18 protein-coding genes are annotated in these 20,097 nt (G+C 44.7%); all 18 read left to right on the top strand.

Going from position 1 to position 20,097, the window contains the following annotated elements; all coding sequences use genetic code 11:
- Position 1: 1 nt before the first annotated feature.
- Positions 2–1,480: a colanic acid undecaprenyl disphosphate flippase WzxC gene (gene wzxC, locus FOY93_RS14605; protein ID WP_044596701.1), complete on the top strand. Its 1,479-nt coding sequence runs from the start codon at positions 2–4 to the stop codon at positions 1,478–1,480.
- Positions 1,481–1,497: 17 nt separating this feature from the next.
- Complete coding sequence (gene wcaK / locus FOY93_RS14600; RefSeq protein WP_143345302.1) at positions 1,498–2,778, top strand: colanic acid biosynthesis pyruvyl transferase WcaK; 1,281 nt, start codon at positions 1,498–1,500, stop codon at positions 2,776–2,778.
- The gene (wcaL, locus tag FOY93_RS14595; protein WP_143345301.1) at positions 2,775–3,995 is read left to right on the top strand and encodes a colanic acid biosynthesis glycosyltransferase WcaL; all 1,221 of its coding nucleotides are present in this window, start codon (positions 2,775–2,777) and stop codon (positions 3,993–3,995) included. The genes wcaK and wcaL overlap by 4 nt, the downstream gene beginning before the upstream one ends.
- A gap of 12 nt (positions 3,996–4,007) precedes the next feature.
- Positions 4,008–5,399, top strand: coding sequence for a colanic acid biosynthesis protein WcaM (wcaM, locus tag FOY93_RS14590; RefSeq protein WP_047741609.1), 1,392 nt, complete (start codon positions 4,008–4,010; stop codon positions 5,397–5,399).
- 176 nt (positions 5,400–5,575) lie between these two features.
- Positions 5,576–6,472 (top strand): GalU regulator GalF, encoded by an 897-nt coding sequence (gene galF, locus FOY93_RS14585; protein ID WP_017383282.1) that lies wholly within the window; start codon positions 5,576–5,578, stop codon positions 6,470–6,472.
- Positions 6,473–6,827: 355 nt separating this feature from the next.
- Positions 6,828–7,916, top strand: coding sequence for a dTDP-glucose 4,6-dehydratase (gene rfbB / locus FOY93_RS14580; RefSeq protein WP_143345300.1), 1,089 nt, complete (start codon positions 6,828–6,830; stop codon positions 7,914–7,916).
- The gene (gene rfbA / locus FOY93_RS14575) at positions 7,913–8,776 is read left to right on the top strand and encodes a glucose-1-phosphate thymidylyltransferase RfbA (RefSeq protein ID WP_115875788.1); all 864 of its coding nucleotides are present in this window, start codon (positions 7,913–7,915) and stop codon (positions 8,774–8,776) included. Before rfbB ends, rfbA begins: the two co-directional genes overlap by 4 nt.
- A 15-nt stretch (positions 8,777–8,791) precedes the next feature.
- Positions 8,792–9,343: a dTDP-4-dehydrorhamnose 3,5-epimerase gene (gene rfbC / locus FOY93_RS14570; RefSeq protein WP_087822992.1), complete on the top strand. Its 552-nt coding sequence runs from the start codon at positions 8,792–8,794 to the stop codon at positions 9,341–9,343.
- On the top strand, positions 9,344–10,174 hold the full coding sequence (locus FOY93_RS14565; RefSeq protein ID WP_136196081.1) for an NAD-dependent epimerase/dehydratase family protein: 831 nt from the start codon (positions 9,344–9,346) through the stop codon (positions 10,172–10,174). It begins immediately after the preceding gene.
- The gene (gene wzx, locus FOY93_RS14560; protein WP_143345299.1) at positions 10,171–11,514 is read left to right on the top strand and encodes an O-unit flippase-like protein; all 1,344 of its coding nucleotides are present in this window, start codon (positions 10,171–10,173) and stop codon (positions 11,512–11,514) included. Before FOY93_RS14565 ends, wzx begins: the two co-directional genes overlap by 4 nt.
- Positions 11,501–12,625, top strand: a complete 1,125-nt coding sequence (locus FOY93_RS14555; protein WP_143345298.1) for a glycosyltransferase — start codon at positions 11,501–11,503, stop codon at positions 12,623–12,625. The genes wzx and FOY93_RS14555 overlap by 14 nt, the downstream gene beginning before the upstream one ends.
- Positions 12,618–13,751 carry an oligosaccharide repeat unit polymerase gene (gene wzy, locus FOY93_RS14550; protein ID WP_143345297.1) on the top strand — a complete coding sequence of 378 codons (1,134 nt, stop codon included), beginning with the start codon at positions 12,618–12,620 and terminating at the stop codon, positions 13,749–13,751. The genes FOY93_RS14555 and wzy overlap by 8 nt, the downstream gene beginning before the upstream one ends.
- A complete protein-coding gene (locus FOY93_RS14545) occupies positions 13,751–14,827 on the top strand; it encodes a glycosyltransferase family 4 protein (protein WP_143345296.1) in 1,077 nt (358 codons plus the stop codon). The genes wzy and FOY93_RS14545 overlap by 1 nt, the downstream gene beginning before the upstream one ends.
- Positions 14,824–15,630, top strand: coding sequence for a glycosyltransferase family 2 protein (locus FOY93_RS14540; RefSeq protein ID WP_136196085.1), 807 nt, complete (start codon positions 14,824–14,826; stop codon positions 15,628–15,630). Before FOY93_RS14545 ends, FOY93_RS14540 begins: the two co-directional genes overlap by 4 nt.
- A gap of 1 nt (position 15,631) precedes the next feature.
- A complete protein-coding gene (locus tag FOY93_RS14535) occupies positions 15,632–16,180 on the top strand; it encodes a DapH/DapD/GlmU-related protein (RefSeq protein ID WP_115875781.1) in 549 nt (182 codons plus the stop codon).
- Complete coding sequence (locus FOY93_RS14530; RefSeq protein WP_136196086.1) at positions 16,173–17,144, top strand: WaaS/CpsH family glycosyltransferase; 972 nt, start codon at positions 16,173–16,175, stop codon at positions 17,142–17,144. The genes FOY93_RS14535 and FOY93_RS14530 overlap by 8 nt, the downstream gene beginning before the upstream one ends.
- Positions 17,144–18,571 (top strand): mannose-1-phosphate guanylyltransferase/mannose-6-phosphate isomerase, encoded by a 1,428-nt coding sequence (locus tag FOY93_RS14525; protein ID WP_143345295.1) that lies wholly within the window; start codon positions 17,144–17,146, stop codon positions 18,569–18,571. The genes FOY93_RS14530 and FOY93_RS14525 overlap by 1 nt, the downstream gene beginning before the upstream one ends.
- A 10-nt stretch (positions 18,572–18,581) precedes the next feature.
- Entirely contained in the window at positions 18,582–19,952 is a 1,371-nt protein-coding gene (gene cpsG, locus FOY93_RS14520) for a colanic acid biosynthesis phosphomannomutase CpsG (protein ID WP_143345294.1), read from the top strand.
- Positions 19,953–20,097 lie beyond the last annotated feature (145 nt).

The raw sequence follows: 20,097 nt of genomic DNA, 5'->3' as shown, positions 1-20,097 counted from the left end.
GATGAGCTTACGTGAAAAAACCATCAGCGGGGCCAAATGGTCAGCGATGGCGACCATCGTCATCATTGGCCTCGGTCTGGTGCAGATGACCGTGCTGGCGCGCATTATTGATAATCACCAGTTCGGCCTTTTGACCGTCTCGCTGGTGATTATCGCGCTGGCCGATACGCTGTCTGATTTTGGTATCGCCAACTCGATTATCCAGCGCAAAGAGATCAGCCATCTGGAGCTGACCACGCTCTACTGGCTGAACGTGGGGCTGGGGATTTTCGTGTTTGTGCTGGTGTTCCTGCTGAGCGACACCATCGCCAGCGTGCTGCACAACCCGGATCTCGCCCCGCTGATGCGCACGCTGTCGTTTGCGTTCGTGGTGATCCCCCACGGGCAGCAGTTCCGCGCGCTGATGCAGAAAGAGCTGGAGTTCAACAAGATCGGCATGATCGAGACCAGCGCCGTGCTGGCGGGCTTTACCTTTACCGTCGTGAGCGCCCATTTCTGGCCGCTGGCGATGACCGCAATTCTGGGATACCTGGTTAACTCTGCCGTGCGTACGCTGCTGTTCGGCTACTTTGGCCGCAAAATTTACCGTCCCGGGCTTCATTTCTCTCTTGCGTCCGTCTCGTCCAACCTGCGCTTTGGCGCGTGGCTGACGGCGGACAGCATCATCAACTATGTGAATACCAACCTGTCGACGCTGGTGCTGGCGCGTATTCTTGGCGCGAGCGTGGCGGGGGGCTACAACCTGGCCTACAACGTCGCGGTGGTGCCGCCGATGAAGCTGAACCCGATAATCACCCGCGTCCTGTTCCCGGCGTTTGCCAAGATTCAGGACGACACCGAGAAGCTGCGCGTCAACTTCTACAAGCTGCTTTCCGTGGTGGGGATTATCAACTTCCCGGTTCTGCTGGGGCTGATGGTGGTGTCCAGCAACTTCGTGCCGCTGGTGTTTGGCGAGAAGTGGAACGGCATCATCCCGATCCTGCAGCTGCTGTGCGTGGTGGGGCTCCTGCGCTCCGTGGGGAATCCGATTGGTTCCCTGCTGATGGCAAAAGCGCGCGTGGACATCAGCTTTAAGTTCAACGTGTTCAAAACCTTCCTGTTTATTCCGGCGATCATCGTCGGCGGGCATATGGCGGGCGCCATCGGCGTCACGCTGGGCTTCCTGCTGGTGCAGATCGTCAATACCGTTCTGAGCTACTTCATCATGATCAAGCCGGTGCTGGGCTCCAGCTACCGTCAGTACATCCTGAGCCTGTGGCTGCCGTTCTATCTCTCGTTGCCGACCCTGGCGGTGAGCTACGGCCTGGGCATCATCCTCAGCGGCCACCTGCCGCTGGCCGCGCTGCTGGCGGTGCAGGTTGCCGCGGGCGCGCTGGCATTTGGCGTGATGATTGTGCTGTCACGCAATGCGCTGGTGGTGGAGATGAAGCGCCAGTTTTGCCGTAACGAAAAAATGAAAACGCTGCTTCGCGCAGGCTAGTTATTTAAGAGGCCATTATGAAATTATTAATTCTTGGCAACCATACCTGCGGCAACCGTGGCGACAGCGCCATTCTGCGCGGTTTACTGGATGCAATTAACACCCTTAAGCCTGAGACCGAAGTGGACGTGATGAGCCGTTATCCGGTTAGCTCATCCTGGTTACTGAACCGCCCCGTGATGGGCGACCCGCTCTACAGCCAGATGAAACAGCACAACAACGCCGCGGGCGTGATGGGCCGCGTGAAGAAAGTGCTGCGTCGTCGCTACCAGCACCAGGTGCTGCTTTCCCGCGTGACCGATACCGGCAAGCTGCGCAACATCGCGATCGCCCAGGGCTTCACCGACTTTGTTCGTCTGCTGTCCGGCTATGACGCTATTATCCAGGTTGGCGGTTCGTTCTTCGTCGATCTCTACGGCGTGCCGCAGTTTGAGCATGCGCTTTGCACCTTTATGGCGAAAAAGCCGCTGTTTATGATTGGCCACAGCGTGGGGCCATTCCAGGATCCGCAGTTTAACCAGCTGGCAAACTATGTCTTCGGCCACTGCGACGCGCTGATCCTGCGCGAGTCGGTCAGCCTCGACATGATGAAGCGCAGCGAAATAGACACCTCAAAAGTTGAGCACGGCGTGGACACCGCCTGGCTGGTGGATCACCAGGACGACAGTTTTCAGCCGAGCTACGCGGTGCAGCACTGGCTCGACGTGGCGGCGAAACAGAAAACCGTCGCGATTACCCTGCGCGAGCTGGCGCCCTTCGATAAACGTTTAGGCACGACACAGGCGGCGTATGAGAAAGCCTTCGCCGACGTGGTGAACCGCGTGCTGGACAGCGGTTATCAGGTGCTGGCGCTTTCTACCTGCACCGGTATCGACAGCTACAACAAAGACGATCGTATGGTGGCGCTGAACCTGCGCAACCTGGTGAACGATCCGTCCCGCTATCATGTGGTGATGGACGAGTTGAACGACCTGGAGATGGGCAAGCTGCTCTCCGCCTGCGACCTGACCGTCGGCACGCGCCTGCACTCCGTCATTATCTCCATGAACTTTGGCACGCCGGCCATTGCCATCAACTACGAACACAAATCAGCAGGCATCATGCAGCAGCTCGGTATGCCGGAAATGGCCGTGGATATCCGTCATCTGCTTGATGGGTCGCTCGGTGCGATGGTGAGCGACACGCTAGGCCAGCTGCCTGCGATCAACGAGCGTCTGGCCGTTGCGGTGAAAGCAGAGCGCGAAAAAGGCATTGGAATGGTGAAATCGGTACTTGACCGCGTGCGGGAGGGGAAATGAAGGTTGGTTTCTTCTTACTGAAATTTCCGCTGTCGTCTGAAACGTTTGTCCTGAATCAAATCACCGCGTTTATCGATATGGGATATGACGTGGAGATTATCGCCCTGCAAAAGGGCGATACCAAAAATACCCATGCGGCGTATACCCAGTATGGGCTGGAGGCGAAAACCCGCTGGCTGCAGGATGAGCCGTCCGGGAAGCTGAGCAAGCTACGCCACCGTGCCAGCCAGACGTTGCGCGGGATCCACCGCGCGTCGACGTGGCGGGCGCTGAATATTTCCCGCTATGGTTCGGAATCCCGCAATCTGATCCTGTCGGCCATCTGCGGGCAAACGGCGCAGCCGTATCGTGCCGAGGTGTTTATCGCCCACTTTGGCCCGGCAGGCGTCACCGCCGCGAAGCTGCGCGAACTGGGCGTGATTGACGGTAAAATTGCTACCATCTTCCACGGCATCGACATCTCCAGCCGCGAAGTGCTGAACCACTACACGCCGGAATACCAGCAGCTTTTCCGGCGTGGCGACATGATGCTGCCCATCAGCGAACTGTGGGCCGGACGCCTGAAAAACATGGGCTGCCCGGGAGAGAAAATTGCCGTGTCGCGTATGGGCGTGGATTTAACGCGCTTTACCCGCCGTCCCGTGAAGGTGCCGGGCAAACCGCTGCAGATCATCTCCGTTGCCCGTCTGACCGAGAAGAAAGGCCTGCATGTGGCCATTGAAGCCTGCCGCCAGCTGAAAGCGCGCGGGGTGGATTTCCACTACCGCATTCTCGGGATTGGGCCGTGGGAGCGTCGGCTGCGCACGCTGATCGAACAGTATCAGCTGGAAGATGTCGTAGAGATGCCCGGCTTCAAGCCGAGCCACGAGGTCAAGGCCATGCTTGATGAGGCAGATGTATTTCTGCTGCCTTCCGTAACGGGGGCCGATGGCGACATGGAAGGCATTCCGGTGGCGCTGATGGAGGCGATGGCCGTAGGTATTCCGGTGGTATCGACTCTGCATAGCGGGATCCCGGAGCTGATTAAGTCTGACCATTCCGGCTGGCTGGTGCCGGAGAATAACGCGATGGCCCTTGCGGACCGATTAGCGGCTTTCAGCGATATTGACCAGCAGGCGCTGGAGCCCGTGCTCCATAACGCCCGACAAAAAGTGGAAACCGATTTTAACCAGCAGGTGATTAACCGCCAGCTAGCGAGCCTGCTGCAAACGTTGTAACGCCGAGGATGTATGCTGAAAAAGATTACCCGACGCACCTTTGTCTCTTCTCTGTCCGTTCTGGCGGCCACGCCGCTGCTGTCGTCCCGAATTGCGCGGGCGGCAAGCGGCAGAACGGTCTCTGTTAATCAGTACAATAACAACGACTGGATCGCCGCTTTTAAGCAGGCGTTTAATGATGGTGACACCGTCGTGGTCCCGGCCGGGCTCACCTGCGAAAACATCAATACGGGTATTTTCATTCCCGACGGTAAAACCTTGCTGATCCGCGGGGCGTTAACCGGCAATGGGCGCGGCCGCTTTGTTCTGCAGGAAGGCAGCAAAGTGATAGGCGAAGGTGCTGGTCGCACGGAGAACATTACGCTCGACGTTCGCGGCTCTGACTGCGTTATCAAAGGGCTGGCCATGAGCGGTTTTGGCCCGGTGACGCAGATCTATATCGGCGGCAAGAAACCCAGCGTGATGCGCAATCTGCTGATTGATAACATTAGCGTGAGCCAGGCCAACTACGCCATTCTGCGCCAGGGTTTCCATAACCAGGTGGATGGCGCCCGCATCACCAACAGCAAATTTAGCCATCTGCAGGGCGATGCAATCGAGTGGAACGTCGCCATCAACGATCGCAATATTCTGATTTCCGACCATGTTATCGACAACATCAACTGCACCAACGGCAAGATCAACTGGGGCATCGGCATTGGCCTCGCCGGCAGCACCTACGACAACGATTACCCGGAAAAGCAAACCGTTAAGAACTTCGTGGTAGCCAACATCACCGGCAGCAACTGTCGCCAGCTGGTGCACGTTGAAAACGGTAAGCATTTTGTTATTCGTAATATCAAAGCCAAAAATATTACTCCCGACTTCAGTAAAAAAGCGGGAATAGACAACGCCACTGTGGCCATTTATGGCTGTGATAATTTCATTATTGATAATGTCGACATGGTTAACAGTGCAGGAATGTTGATCGGCTATGGGGTAATAAAAGGCGATTATTTGTCCATCCCGCAGAACTTCAAGCTCAATAATATTCACCTCGATAACCGCCAGCTTGCATATAAATTGCGCGGAATACAGATTTCATCCGGTAACGCTACCTCGTTTGTGGCGATAACCAATGTGGAAATGCAGCGTGCAACGCTGGAACTGCACAACAAACCGCAGCATCTTTTCTTACGCAATATCAATGTGATGCAGGAAGCCGCCGTGGGTCCTGCCCTGAAGATCAACTTCGACCTGCGCAAGGATGTGCGGGGCAAGTTTATGGCGAAAGACGAGACGTTGCTGTCGCTGGCGAACATAAAAGCTGTAAATGAGAAGGGGCAGAGTTCGGTGGATATTGACCGGGTCGACCAGCAGGTAGTGAATGTGGAAAGGCTGAACTTTGCGCTTCCGCACAGATAATCGACAAACATCAGTTTTGAGACTATTCCTGGCATAAAAGCGCGATCTAATCAGATTACAACTACAGAAATTTGTGATGCTGAGGCGTAAGATTGCCTAAGGATTACGGCAAATCATGCTGGCGAAAACAGGTTTAAGAGCTATAATTCGTCAACCATTTTAAGGTGGAAGAAATAATGATTAATTTGAAAGCAGTCATTCCGGTAGCAGGCCTGGGCATGCATATGCTGCCAGCCACAAAAGCCATTCCAAAAGAGATGCTGCCGATTGTCGACAAGCCAATGATTCAGTACATTGTCGACGAGATTGTTGCTGCAGGGATCAAAGAAATCGTCCTGGTTACGCACTCGTCCAAGAATGCGGTAGAAAACCACTTCGACACCTCTTACGAACTCGAAGCGTTGCTTGAGCAGCGCGTTAAGCGCCAGCTGCTGGCGGAAGTGCAGTCTATTTGTCCGCCGGGCGTGACCATCATGAACGTCCGTCAGGCGCAGCCGCTGGGGCTGGGTCACTCTATTCTGTGTGCCCGTCCGGTTGTGGGTGATAACCCATTCATTGTCGTGCTGCCGGATATCATCATCGATACCGCTTCTGCCGATCCGCTGCGTTACAACCTGGCGGCAATGGTGGCACGTTTCAATGAAACCGGACGTAGCCAGGTGCTGGCGAAACGCATGAAAGGCGATCTCTCCGAGTACTCCGTCATCCAGACCAAAGAACCGCTGGAAACGGAAGGGCAGGTGAGTCGCATTGTTGAGTTCATCGAGAAGCCGGACCAGCCGCAGACGCTGGACTCCGACCTGATGGCAGTGGGTCGCTATGTTCTCAACGCCGATATCTGGGCCGAGCTGGAAAAAACCGAGCCAGGTGCCTGGGACCGTATCCAGCTGACCGACGCGATTGCCGAGCTGGCGAAAAAACAGTCCGTGGATGCCATGCTGATGACCGGCGACAGCTATGACTGCGGTAAGAAAATGGGGTATATGCAGGCGTTCGTGAACTATGGGCTGCGCAATCTGAAGGAAGGGGCGAAGTTCAGAAGCCGCATCGAGAAGCTGCTGGCTAACGACTGATACTTCTGTCTCCGACCTGCGCAAGCGGCAGTCATTATTTTGGTGTGTTGATATCCAACCAAAATGATGACTGCCGTTTTTCTTTATAAATTCAATATTTACATGGAGTTATCCAGTCTACTCATGGACTGCTTTGTAGCGATTTGTGCTTGTTTCTGAGGTCGTTTAGGACGACAATTAACGCCAGTTTTTTGCCTGTATCCAGGTAAGTCGTATCTTTTAATCAGACATCGCTCAGTACACTGGTAGCTGTTAAGCCAGGGGCGGTAGCGTGCTCAATTTCCGGAACTTTTTATAAATTCTCCGGTTACAGAACGCCAGTATCCAGACATATATACTAGACGGAACAGATAACGTGAAAATTCTTGTGACGGGTGGGGCCGGCTTTATCGGCTCAGCGGTTGTACGACATATTATTAAAAATACCCAGGACGATGTCGTCAACGTGGACAAGCTGACCTATGCCGGCAACCTTGAGTCGCTTAGTGAAGTCAGCGACAGCGACCGATATGCCTTTGAGCAAGCGGATATTTGCGATAAAGACGCTATGGATCGCATCTTCGCAAAGCATAAGCCTGATGCGGTGATGCACCTGGCCGCTGAAAGTCACGTCGATCGCTCTATTACCGGCCCGGCAGCGTTTATCGAGACAAATATTGTCGGTACGTATGTGCTGCTGGAAGCCGCTCGTGCGTATTGGACAACGCTGGAGGAACAGACGAAGAAAGCGTTTCGTTTCCATCATATCTCTACCGACGAAGTGTATGGTGATTTGCCGCATCCTGATGAGCATCCGGCATCAACTAAGCTGCCGCTATTCACCGAAACCACGGCTTATGCGCCCAGCAGCCCGTATTCAGCATCAAAAGCCTCAAGCGACCATCTTGTTCGCGCCTGGCTGCGTACCTATGGTTTCCCAACTATTGTCACCAACTGTTCGAATAACTACGGTCCGTACCACTTCCCGGAAAAGTTGATCCCGCTGGTAATTCTGAATGCGCTGGACGGTAAAGCGCTGCCGATTTACGGCAAAGGCGACCAAATCCGTGACTGGCTGTATGTAGAAGATCATGCGCGTGCACTCTACACCGTTGTCACTCAGGGGAAACCGGGTGAAACGTACAACATTGGCGGTCATAACGAGAAGCAGAACCTGGATGTGGTCCATACGATTTGCGATCTGTTGGATGAGATTGTGCCGAAAGAGGGGTCATATCGCGATCAGATTACGTATGTGGCTGACCGACCGGGTCATGACCGTCGCTATGCGATTGATGCGCATAAAATTGGTGTTGAACTAGGCTGGAAGCCTGAGGAGACGTTCGAAAGCGGAATTCGTAAGACAGTGGAATGGTATCTAGCGAATGAGCAGTGGGTAAGTAATGTTAAAAGTGGAGCATATGCTTCATGGCTTTCAACACAATATGGAGATAACAATAAATGAAAGGCATTATTTTAGCCGGTGGTTCAGGTTCACGCTTGCATCCAATTACATTGGGAACCTCGAAACAGTTATTACCGATTTATGACAAGCCAATGATTTATTATCCGCTTTCAGTGCTAATGTTGGCTGGTATTAGGGATATCCTTATTATCACAACTCCTGAGGATTGTGATAGCTTCAAACGTCTCTTGGGAAATGGTGCTCGTTTAGGCATTAATCTTAGTTATAAAGTTCAACCTTCACCAGATGGCCTCGCGCAGGCGTTCATCCTCGGAGAAGAGTTTATTGCGAATGATAAAGTATGTTTAGTCCTGGGGGATAATATCTTTTTTGGACAGGCATTTGGTAAACAATTGCGGCATGCAGTAGATAATTTGAGCGGCGCCACGGTGTTCGGTTATAAAGTAATGGATCCAGAAAGATTCGGTGTAGTCGAATTTGATGATAACTTCAATGCTATTTCCATCGAAGAAAAACCGAAGCATCCGAAATCAAATTGGGCCGTTACGGGGCTGTACTTTTATGATAATCAGGTAGTTGAAATAGCAAAAAAAGTGAAACCTTCTGATAGGGGTGAGTTAGAAATAACGAGTATTAACCAAGAATATCTCAACCAGGGGGCTTTAAAAGTTGAGCAATTAGGACGTGGATTTGCATGGCTTGATACTGGAACACATGATTCTCTTCTTGAAGCTTCGCAATTTGTGCAAACTGTCGAGAAGCGACAGGGATTCAAGATCGCTTGTCTCGAAGAAATTGCTTATAATCAAGGCTGGCTGAGTAAAGAAGATATTAAGTCGATAGGGAGTTCACTTTCTAAAACAGGTTACGGCAATTATTTATTAAGCCTTATCAAGTAAGAGTATTTTGAATAAATGAATATCATAAAAACTAAATTAGATGGTCTTTTAATAATTGAACCAAAAGTGTTTGGTGATGAACGTGGTTTTTTTTATGAGACATATCACGAGCAACGCTATAAAAACGCTGGAATTAAAGAGAGTTTTGTTCAGGACAATCGCTCCCGTTCCACAGGTAATGTGCTCCGTGGTTTACATTTTCAAAAAAGAAAACCGCAAGGTAAATTGGTAACAGTCACCGCTGGTACAGTTTTCGATGTAGCGGTAGATCTACGTGAAGACTCCCCAACTTTTGGGCAGTATGAATCGATTATTCTTTCTGGTGATAATAGGCTCCAGTTTTATATCCCACCTGGGTTTGCCCATGGATTTTGCGTTTTGAGTGACATTGCTGATTTTCAGTATAAATGTACGGATTTTTATGATCCTACGGATGAAGGAGGAATTATTTGGAATGATAATTCTATAAATATCAATTGGCCGATTTCTGAGCCAAATTTGTCTTTAAAAGATAAGGAGCTTCCTTCATTGGAAGACGTTCGTAAGCAATTGAAATTTGGAAAGTAAATGAGTATTTATACAGTAGTTGGCGGGAATGGCTTCATTGGAAGTGAAATAGTAAGACATCTACATTTTTTGCACAAAGATGTGTGGATTCCTGAACGGAACGATCCAAATATTTTTTCAAAAAAACTTGGCACCTTGATTTATTGCGCAGGCAATGGCGATTGCCAACTAAAACCATTTGATGTCTTGACTGCTAATTGCTTATTACTCTCTGAACTTCTCCAGAATGCTGACTTTGACCGCTTAATATATGTTTCTTCCACGAGATTATATATGAATGGGGATGAAAGCTCTGAAACAAGCGATCTGATAATCAGGCAGGATGATAATCGCCGTCTCTTTAATCTAACAAAATTAGTCGCGGAAGAATTATGCTTTAAAAGTGGTAAGCCATTTACTATTGTGCGCCCAAGTAATGTTTATGGGGTAGCACTAAAAAGTCCCTTGTTTTTGCCTTCTATAACACGTAATGCAATAATCAACGGACGCATCGATATGTACGTTGACAAAAACTATGAAAAAGATTATGTCTCAGTTACTGATGTAGCGGAAAGTGTCATAAAGCTGAGTAATAAAAAAGAAGCTGAAGGGGAAATAATTAACATTGCCTCAGGAATTAATATATCATCAGAACAGATCGCTAGCGTGCTTATTCAAAATACAAATTGCGTTGTGAATTGGCATGAAAATAATGCGACAAAAGAGGTATTCCCTATTACAGATATTTCATTACTAAAAAAATTGATTCCTGAATACAAACCTCGATCTGTTCTGTCTGATTTGTCAGACATGATTCAATTATTCAAAAGTGAATTACAAATTAAATCATGAAACATGTAGTTAGAAAAAAGGATGTATTATGGGGATACCTCTCTCAATTCTTGAGCATTGCATCCAGTTTACTACTATTGCCCTTTATTCTTAGATATTTGGGGCAAGAAGAAATAGGGTTATGGTATGTTTTTGTTGCTCTTGCAGGACTGGTACAGCTTTTAGAATTTGGTCTGTTACCTACAGTTTCTAGGTTTATATCTTATGTATATTCTGGGGCCAAGGATATATCTTATAATAAAACACCAGAATGCAAAGATGAAGAGATAAATAAAGAGCTTCTGAATGATTTAATAATAGCGGCGAGGGAAATTTATTTTAAAATAACCATTCTTGCGTTTGTAGGGATCGTGATACTTGGGAATATATATTTGTATAGTTTGCACACAACTCTAGATTTTTTCTATGTGATGAGTTGTTGGACTCTTTATGGTATAAGTATATGTGTTCAATTGTATTTTGGATATTATAATTCAATTTTGAAAGGAAGGGGGGATCAAACTGTTTTAAATAAAGTTATAGTGTTAACGAAGTCTGTCCTTCTGGCTGTTAGTATCCCCATGTTAGTAAGTGGTCAAGGATTAATATCCCTCGCAATAGGATCTGTCATTGCTGTAATCATCGATAGATGGATTATAACCAAGTGTGTCTACAACAATGATCATTACATTATTAAAAATTATATCCCTCTTCAAGCAGCAAAAAAGTTAAAAACAATTGTCTGGCAAAGTGCTAAAGACATGGGAATAGTTCAATTAGGTAACTTTCTGTGTGTAAGGGGTAGTATCCTTATAGTATCAAGCTTCATTGGTTTGAAAGCTGCAGCCGCTTATGGATTGACGGTACAAGTAACGATGGTTATTGTGATTGTCGCCTCTATGTTGTTTGGTCTTAATTTACCACGTATGACTTCTGAACAGGCATTACAGAAATATTCATCTGTTAAGCGGTTATTTAAAAAATCGCTATTGACAGCTAATGCTATTTATATGGCTTCTGCTTTTTCCTTGGTTTTTCTTGGTGATTTTCTTCTAAAATATATAACGCAGCAAACACATTTTTTGCCAACAGAAATGCTAGTGTTATATTTGATCTGCAGTTTACTAGAAATGAATTACTCATTATGCACTTCATATCTAACAACAAAAAACCAGATTCCATTTGTTAAAAGCATGATAATAACGGGGGTGTCAATTATTTTTCTTTCTTTTGTGGCCACTTATTACTTAAAGGCAGGGTTGTTAGGGGTGATATTATCTCAATTGTTTGTACAGTCACTCTATAATAACTGGAAATGGCCGCTAACTGTTTATCAGGATCTAAGAAATGTCAAGAGCTGAAGTCGCAATTATTGATTTGCTCAGAAAGAAAGAAGAGCATTATGTTTTTAATTCTTTAACAATTAAAGCAATTAGTGAAGAGAATAAAGCAACTATTTGGTTATCAGATGATGCAACACTAATATCCGAATTAAACTCGGATGTTAAAGTTAATAAAATTAATATCTTGAGGACAAAATTATACCTCTGGCTATATTCAACATTGCATCTGGCTGTCATTTTATTAAAGTTACCTAAAACATTAAGTTCAGTCTTTGTTCTGTCTGCAACACCTCTTCAGTACGCCTTATTAAGTGCATTGAGCCTAATTATAAGGCCAAAAATTTTTCTTTTTATGCACGGAGAGCTTGGTTATTTAAAAATCCCATCTGGTTTTGGTCAGAAATTAGGACGCTTCTTTATTTCGTTGGGCTTTAGATTTGGTGATGTAAAATTCATTTGTATTAGTTCATCAATACATGAAAGTTTGTCGCAGCTTTTCAAAAACAGAACATTTTATTATGTGCAACATCCTATATCCACGCATCAAAAATTGCTAAAAAGCAGAAAGGATATAAACTTTGGGAGCTTTGGCATCCAAAGTGGAAATAAATGTAGCGACAAGATTTATGAGCTTGCGAATTATATAAGTTCGATGGATATGACCTGTATCAGGTTGATGACCGTAGGGGTGAGTGATGGAGGGTTTATTTATGATAAATGTACAAATGTTGAGCACTTATGCAAAGGATATCTTAAAGAGTCGCTGATAAGTAAAAATGAATTTTATAGTAATGTTCAGAAAATAGATGTCGCACTTATTTTTTCTGGTCAGTCTACAATTTCTGACACGGCATATGACCTGGTATCAAGCGGTGTTTTTGCTGATTGTATTGCCTTTAATATGCCTGTAATAGCTATGCGCAATAAACAGTTGGCTCATTATTTTGAAAGATATGGACAGTTTGGTTTCCTTTGTGACTCTGTAAGGGAAATGGCTGATGCAGTCTTGGAAATTGCACAAAATAGAGAACTACTTGATAAATTCGAAGAGGTATTAAGTATAGTTCGTGAAGATTTTAAATTTGAAAATTATAAAGTAAGAATCGCAGAGATTATGCGGAATGAATAAAATTTCTAAGTATATGGTGTATGTATATATTGCACCAATTATCGTGTCACTATATTTTATTTATAATACTGGATATCTGTTAGGTGATTTTAGAAGTTATTCCTATAACTTGGATTTCACTGAAGCATCCAGTATTTTCCTTTTTTACATACTGCCATTGCTTTTTATATATTACATGGTGAAAATTTCTGGGCATGTATATATATATGATTGTGAAAATAAACGCCTCGATGTTATATTTTTTAGATTGTTATTGCTAACTGGTGTCATTACTTTACTCTTTGGTGCAAACCAGATTGGGCAGGTTGCGCAATCTGGGTTTTCCGGTTTAATGATAAAAATTGCAAGTAAGTTAAACCCTTTAGCGATACTACCATTACTCACTTTCTCTGCAATATCACACCGAAAGTTTTTAGTAAGTGTATTGATTGTGATCTTCTTTTCTTACATGCAACATTCCTTGCAGGGAATATTCATTAGTATTTTATGTATTGGTGCGTATTACATTGTTAACAATAAAATAAATAAAATCACACTGAACTTTTTATTTTTACTCCCACTCATTTTTATAGGTCCATTACTTGACTTAATAAGCTATGTATATACGCTTAGGAATGAAATGCGTGGAGTGGCTTTCGATTCTAATGAAATACTGTCTCTTGCGATTGGTCGGATATCGACAACATCCTCTTTGATTGAAATTTTGCACAATAATTACTTTAGTCAATCAGTTTCTGACTTCTTTAGTCTGGGAATAATGCTCGAAAGGTTGCTTGGGATAACACTCTTTGATACAACCTCCCCATCAAATATATTCAACCTGGCAATCGTGGGGCAAGATGCTGGATACAGTATATTTATGGGGATGCCTGGTTTTTTAGCCTTTCTCATGAAAGGAGATATAACTAGTTTTATATTTAACGTTATAATAATATCATTAGTGCTTGTCAGCATTTACTTGCTAATTCCTGTTTTCAATAGACGTTACAGAATAGTTGCTTTTTTCCTCATTATGTATTTATCTTTTTTGTCATTTGATGTATGGGAAATATCTATTGCCTTTCAGACTGTAGTACTCTGGCGCATAATTTTGTTATTTAATAATCTGAGCTTTCGAAGGATATAATGAAGAGTATTTTATTTATAATACCATCAATGTCTCCTGCTGGTGGTATTGAAAGAGTAATTTCAACACTCGTTAATAAACTCTCGGAGCTATATGAGTGTGATGTACTTACTTTTGACAATAAAGATTATTTTTACCATGTCGATAAAAATGTTGGTCGGCACACCTTAAATCAAAAACTCAATCTTGATATGAATCATAGATGGAGGCGTTTAATACAAGTCGGCACTAATTTTTGGATAACGATATTTAATCTAAAAAGATTTTTTTCGACCAACGTCTACGACTATGTCTATGTAACTCACCCTTTGGTCCATTTAATACTACTCCTTGCAGGCGTTAACTCGAGAAAAATAATTATAAGTGAACATGGGGCACGTAATAATTATAATAAAATATATAGATTCATTCGAAAAGCTACGTATAAACATTGTCATGCGTACTGTTTACCAACTAAAAGTGATTTTGCCTTTTATAAGGAAATGGGTTTTCCGGTGCGGTATACGCCTCACTATAAACCTAATCTAAAATATAGAATGCATGCTGATGATGTTAGAACTGTTTTATGTGTGGGAAGACTAACACCCGATAAACAGCACTTACTTTTACTAGACATCTGGAGAGAGTGTATACACCAACTACCAAAAGGTTGGTTGCTCCATATAGTGGGTGATGGTGAATTAAAACCAGATATCGAGAAATTTATCACCAACAATAAACTTGAAGATAATGTTAAGTTAAGTTGTGCTGTCCGGGATGTATCAGATTTATATTATAACTCTTCAATTTTTGTTTTGACTTCACGTAGTGAAGGCTTTGGAATGGTGTTGCTTGAGGCTATTTCTTTTGGTCTGCCCGCTATTAGTTTTAATTGTCCTTCAGGACCAATGGATATTATCAATGATGAAAACGGATTTTTAATAGAAGATGGTAATCGTGATTTATTCAAAAATAAATTAATTGAATTGATAAATTCAGACGAGTTGCAGGATAGCTTAAGTACTGGTGCTTATAAATCAGCACAGCAATGGAATGACGAAAAGATAACAGAGTATTGGCAGGATATTTTTAAATGAATTTATCAGTAGTTATACCTGTATACAATGGCGCAAAAACAATTGTTAATGCAGTCAAGTCAGTAGTTGAACAAAAAAAACCTGCTGACGATTTTAATATTGAAATTATCGTTGTTAATGATGGTTCTGTGGATAATACACTACAGGTGTTGAATGAGTATGTTTTGGCTCATCGAGTGAAAAATATTTCAATATATACGACTGAAAATGGTGGCGTTTCCAGGGCCAGAAATTATGGAATAAAGAAATCGCGTCATGACTGGATTGGTTTCCTTGATGCTGATGATGTTTGGATTAGTAATAAACTTGAAATACAATATAAATATCTTACTGAATCTTGCATTGAACCCGTTTTTATAGGTTCCGCTCGCAACAAAGAAGTTCTTTCTTTATATGGTAAAAAGATTACTTCATTGTATAAAGCACGTTTAATAGATCTACTCATTAAAGTTTTTCCGCAAACGTCTACAGCACTGGTACGCAAAGATGTGATAATGGATTGTGGTCTATACGACACTAACATGACACATAGCGAAGACGCAGATTTATGGGTCCGAATTTGCGCCAGTGGAGGTAATTTTTATTACCACCCTGAATCTACGGTTTTAACAGGCTCTGGAAAGCATAATTTTGGTGACTCTGGCTTATCAGCGAACTTGAAGTTAATGGAGAAAGGAGCCTGTTATATGTTACACAAGGCTCGTAAACGTGGAGATATATCTTTTTTAGTTTATGCTCTCTTGTATATTTTCTTTAAAATTAAGTATTTAAGACGTTTGATAATTGTCAAGCTTAGGGGATGAAATGTTTTTCAAAATAAAATGGTTATTCTCAGCATTATTTTTATCTCTCTTTTTAAAAAAAATTAGATTCCCTACGTTTATTGCCTTTCCAGTTTTTTTTAAAGGCCTGAACCGCGTTTCCATTGGAAAACATGTTCGTATTTTCCCTGGGTGTCGGTTAGAAACTCATGGCGATGGTGAAATAATTATAGAAGATGATGTTTCATTAGCTCAAAATGTTCATATCACTTCTGGGACTAAATTAGTTATCAAGCAGGGAACATTAATTACTGCTAATGTATATATAACTTCTATTGATCATAATTATGAAGAAATTGGCGTGCCAATTCCACGGCAGAGCCACAAATATAGCGAAACTATCATTGGCAAAAATTGTTTCATAGGTATGGGTGTTGCAATTCAGGCTGGTACAATTCTTGGTGAACAGTGCATTGTTGGTGCGAATTCCGTAGTGCGAGGAACTTTTCCTGATTATTGCGTAATAGCTGGGGTTCCTGCAAAAATAATCAAAATATATAATAAAGAATCAGGAGAGTGGGTTCGTGTTTGAGTCTAAAAAAGCTTTAGTTTTCTGCCCAAAATTTTTCTCATATGATATTGAGATAAAGAAAGCAATTGAAAACCAAGGCTATGATGTTGAGCTGCATGATGAACGTCCATCCACGAATATATTTATTCGTGCACTTATAAGGCTTGGTTACAACGACATTTTGAAAAAAAAGATCGAAAGTTATTATCTGAAAATTTTTAATACATTGACCGAGCCAGTGGACTCTCTGATCATCATTAGCCCTGAATGTATTACGCCTGAAATACTAAAAAAATTTAGAGAAAAATGCAGTAATATAGTTGTTTATATGTGGGATTCTTTTAAAAATAAACCACAGGCACTAGATTTAATACCCTGTTCCGATGCGTTTTATACTTTTGATTCAGATGATGCTGAATTATATAACATTAAACTTAAACCGCTCTTCTATTCAAATGTCTATAAGATTGATGAGTTGAGTGAAAGTCCACAGTTCGATATATCTTTTATAGGGACTGTGCATTCATCGAGATACGAACAAGTAAAAAAAATATGTAGTGGCTTTAGGTGTTATGTGTTTTTCTATTGCCCGAGTTACATCGTTTTCTTATTTAAGAAATATATAACTCGTGAAATTAAAAGAGTTTCGCTTAAAGATGTTTCATTTAGTTCTCTGAGTAAAAAAGACGTTGTTTCGGTAGTTATTAATTCCAGATGTATTCTTGACATATCTCACCCGTTACAACAAGGACTTACCATGCGCTCTATAGAAACATTGGGCGCTAAGCGCAAACTAATCACAACTAATAAGAATATCTGTCATTATGATTTTTATAACGAAGACAATATACTTGTAATTGATGGTTCGGTTACAAAAAATCAAATTCATAACTTCCTGCAAAAAAACTATAAAGCATTAACGGCAGAGTTGTATAATAAGTATTCTGTTGATTACTGGGTTAAAGATTTCTTGAGAGATAATTAATGAAAATTATTCCTATAATTATGGCTGGCGGCAGCGGTTCGCGCCTGTGGCCACTTTCGCGTTTGACTTATCCCAAGCAGTTCTTAACGCTTGAAGGTGAGCAAACTATGCTTCAGCAAACAATTTCACGACTAAGTAAGCTTGAAGTTGAATGTCCTGTAGTTATTTGTAATGAAGAACATCGATTTATTGTTGCTGAACAGCTTAGGCAAATAAATGCTCTCAACGAAATCATTCTTGAACCCATTGGTCGCAATACTGCTCCTGCAGTTGCGTTAGCAGCAATTCAGTGTTTAAAAGATCTTGCTGATAATGAAGATGCGCTTTTATTAATTTTAGCGGCAGATCATATTATTAAAGATAACACTGCCTTTATTAACGCCATTAAGATTTCCACATCCTATGCTATAGATGGTAATTTAGTTACTTTCGGTATTGAGCCTTCCTCGCCAGAAACAGGTTTTGGTTATATTCAGGCTGGTGATGAAATTAGCAGTGGTGGAGTTTCTGGTGCCTTCAAAGTTAATGCCTTCGTTGAAAAACCAGAACGGGCAGTAGCAGAAGGTTTCTTATCTGACGGCGGATATTATTGGAACAGTGGAATGTTTATGTTTGGTGCTCGGAAATATCTCTCTGAGCTACATAAATTCTGCCCTGATATTTATGATTCTTGTAGTAAAGCGATACAATCGCCTGACAAGGATCTATGCTTTATCCGCATTGATTACGATATCTTTTCTCGTTGCCCTGATCTTTCTATTGACTACGCCGTGATGGAACATACAGCTAATGCTGTTGTTGTACCGATGAGTGCGGGTTGGAGTGATGTGGGATCATGGTCTTCATTATGGGACATTAGTGTTAAAGATGAACGAGGAAATGTTTTAATTGGTGATGTCATAGCTCACAATAGTTCAAACAATTATGTCCATGCACAATCTGGACTTGTCACTATGCTTGGCGTTGAAGATTTAATTGTTGTCCAAACTAACGATGCCATCTTAGTAACTAAACACAATGCCGTCCAGGATGTTAAAAAAATTGTTGAAGAGTTGAAAACGGCCGGTCGTAGTGAATACAGAATCCATCGAGAAGTTTATAGACCATGGGGGAGATGTGATTCTATTGATGCTGGTAAGCGGTATGAAGTTAAAAGAATTGAAGTAAATCCAGGTGAAGGTATCTCCCTTCAAACACATTTCCATCGATCGGAGCATTGGGTTGTCGTTGCTGGTACTGCGAAAGTTACTCTAGAGGATAAACAATTCTTATTAGGTGAAAATGAATCGGTGTATATTCCGGTAGGAGCGCAACATTGCCTTGAAAATCCGGGCAAAATTCCACTAGAAATTATTGAGGTTCGCTCTGGTCCTTACCTTGGGGACGATGACATCGTTCGGATAGCTGATCGATATGGTCGAGTTTAATTTATATACTATGAATACATTATCTTGTTTTAAAGCCTACGATATTCGCGGCAGGCTGGGCGAAGAGCTGAATGAAGATATCGCGTGGCGCATTGGCCGCGCGTACGGCGAATACTTAAAACCGCAGACCATCGTGCTGGGCGGTGACGTGCGTCTGACCAGCGAATCCCTGAAGCTGGCCCTGGCGAAAGGGCTGCAGGACGCGGGCGTGGACGTGCTGGACATCGGCCTCTCCGGGACCGAAGAGATTTACTTTGCCACGTTCCACCTGGGCGTGGACGGCGGTATCGAAGTGACGGCCAGCCACAACCCGATGGACTACAACGGGATGAAGCTGGTGCGCAAGGGTGCCCGTCCTATCAGCGGCGACACCGGCCTGCGCGACGTGCAGCGCCTGGCGGAAGCCAACGATTTCCCGCCGGTGAACGAGGCGAAGCGCGGCAGCTACAAAAAAATCAACCTGCAGAAAGAGTACATCGACCACCTGCTGGGCTACATCAACGTGGCAAACCTGAAGCCGCTGAAGCTGGTGATTAACTCCGGCAACGGCGCGGCCGGCCCGGTTGTCGATGCCCTGGAAGCGCGCTTTAAGGCCCTGAACGTGCCGGTGACCTTCGTGAAAGTGCACAACACCCCGGACGGCAACTTCCCGAACGGTATTCCTAACCCGCTGCTGCCGGAGTGCCGCGACGACACCCGCAACGCGGTGATTGAGCACGGTGCGGACATGGGCATCGCCTTTGACGGTGACTTCGACCGCTGCTTCCTGTTCGACGAGAAAGGGCAGTTCATCGAGGGCTACTATATTGTCGGCCTGCTGGCGGAAGCGTTCCTTGAGAAAAACCCGGGCGCGAAAATCATTCATGACCCGCGCCTTTCCTGGAACACCGTCGACGTGGTGTCAGCGGCGGGCGGCACGCCGGTGATGTCCAAAACCGGTCACGCCTTCATCAAAGAGCGCATGCGCGAAGAAGACGCCATCTACGGCGGCGAGATGAGCGCCCACCACTACTTCCGTGACTTTGCCTACTGCGACAGCGGGATGATCCCGTGGCTGCTGGTGACCGAGCTGCTGTGCCTGAAGGGACAGACGCTGGGCGAGCTGGTACGCGACCGTATGGCGGCGTTCCCGGCGAGCGGGGAGATCAACAGCAAGCTGGCGGAGCCGGCCGAGGCGATTGCCCGCGTGGAGCAGCACTTTGCGATCCACGCGCTGGAAATTGACCGTACGGACGGCATCAGCATGGCGTTCCCGCAGTGGCGCTTTAACCTGCGCTCGTCCAATACCGAGCCGGTGGTGCGCCTGAACGTGGAGTCCCGTGCTGACACCGCGCTGATGGAAGAGAAGACGAAAGAAATTCTGGCTTTGCTCCGGAAGTGAGGGTCTGCCGCCAGCGTATATCTGGCGGCTTGACTGTACCTGGATTGTGCAATCAGTGTGACATAGATCAGCAAAAGCTATTCATGTCACCTAATACTGAGTTAACATCTCAACCACATTTCAAGCCGCGCATAAGCCGTGGTGA

Origin of the sequence: Enterobacter sp. 18A13 (assembly GCF_007035975.1) — a bacterium.
In the GTDB taxonomy this organism is placed as follows: domain Bacteria; phylum Pseudomonadota; class Gammaproteobacteria; order Enterobacterales; family Enterobacteriaceae; genus Enterobacter; species Enterobacter vonholyi.
Note: the sequence above shows the minus strand (reverse complement) of the source record. Positions and strands in the feature narration are given on the sequence as shown.

Coding starts and splice junctions, on each gene's coding strand:
- FOY93_RS14555 (WP_143345298.1), top strand. CDS start 11,501: ATGTCAAGAGCTGAAGTCGCAATTATTGATTTGCTCAGAAAGAAAGAA.
- wzx (WP_143345299.1), top strand. CDS start 10,171: ATGAAACATGTAGTTAGAAAAAAGGATGTATTATGGGGATACCTCTCT.
- cpsG (WP_143345294.1), top strand. CDS start 18,582: ATGAATACATTATCTTGTTTTAAAGCCTACGATATTCGCGGCAGGCTG.
- FOY93_RS14535 (WP_115875781.1), top strand. CDS start 15,632: ATGTTTTTCAAAATAAAATGGTTATTCTCAGCATTATTTTTATCTCTC.
- wcaK (WP_143345302.1), top strand. CDS start 1,498: ATGAAATTATTAATTCTTGGCAACCATACCTGCGGCAACCGTGGCGAC.
- rfbC (WP_087822992.1), top strand. CDS start 8,792: ATGAATATCATAAAAACTAAATTAGATGGTCTTTTAATAATTGAACCA.
- FOY93_RS14525 (WP_143345295.1), top strand. CDS start 17,144: ATGAAAATTATTCCTATAATTATGGCTGGCGGCAGCGGTTCGCGCCTG.
- wzxC (WP_044596701.1), top strand. CDS start 2: ATGAGCTTACGTGAAAAAACCATCAGCGGGGCCAAATGGTCAGCGATG.
- wcaL (WP_143345301.1), top strand. CDS start 2,775: ATGAAGGTTGGTTTCTTCTTACTGAAATTTCCGCTGTCGTCTGAAACG.
- FOY93_RS14540 (WP_136196085.1), top strand. CDS start 14,824: ATGAATTTATCAGTAGTTATACCTGTATACAATGGCGCAAAAACAATT.
- wcaM (WP_047741609.1), top strand. CDS start 4,008: ATGCTGAAAAAGATTACCCGACGCACCTTTGTCTCTTCTCTGTCCGTT.
- FOY93_RS14545 (WP_143345296.1), top strand. CDS start 13,751: ATGAAGAGTATTTTATTTATAATACCATCAATGTCTCCTGCTGGTGGT.
- FOY93_RS14565 (WP_136196081.1), top strand. CDS start 9,344: ATGAGTATTTATACAGTAGTTGGCGGGAATGGCTTCATTGGAAGTGAA.
- galF (WP_017383282.1), top strand. CDS start 5,576: ATGATTAATTTGAAAGCAGTCATTCCGGTAGCAGGCCTGGGCATGCAT.
- rfbA (WP_115875788.1), top strand. CDS start 7,913: ATGAAAGGCATTATTTTAGCCGGTGGTTCAGGTTCACGCTTGCATCCA.
- wzy (WP_143345297.1), top strand. CDS start 12,618: ATGAATAAAATTTCTAAGTATATGGTGTATGTATATATTGCACCAATT.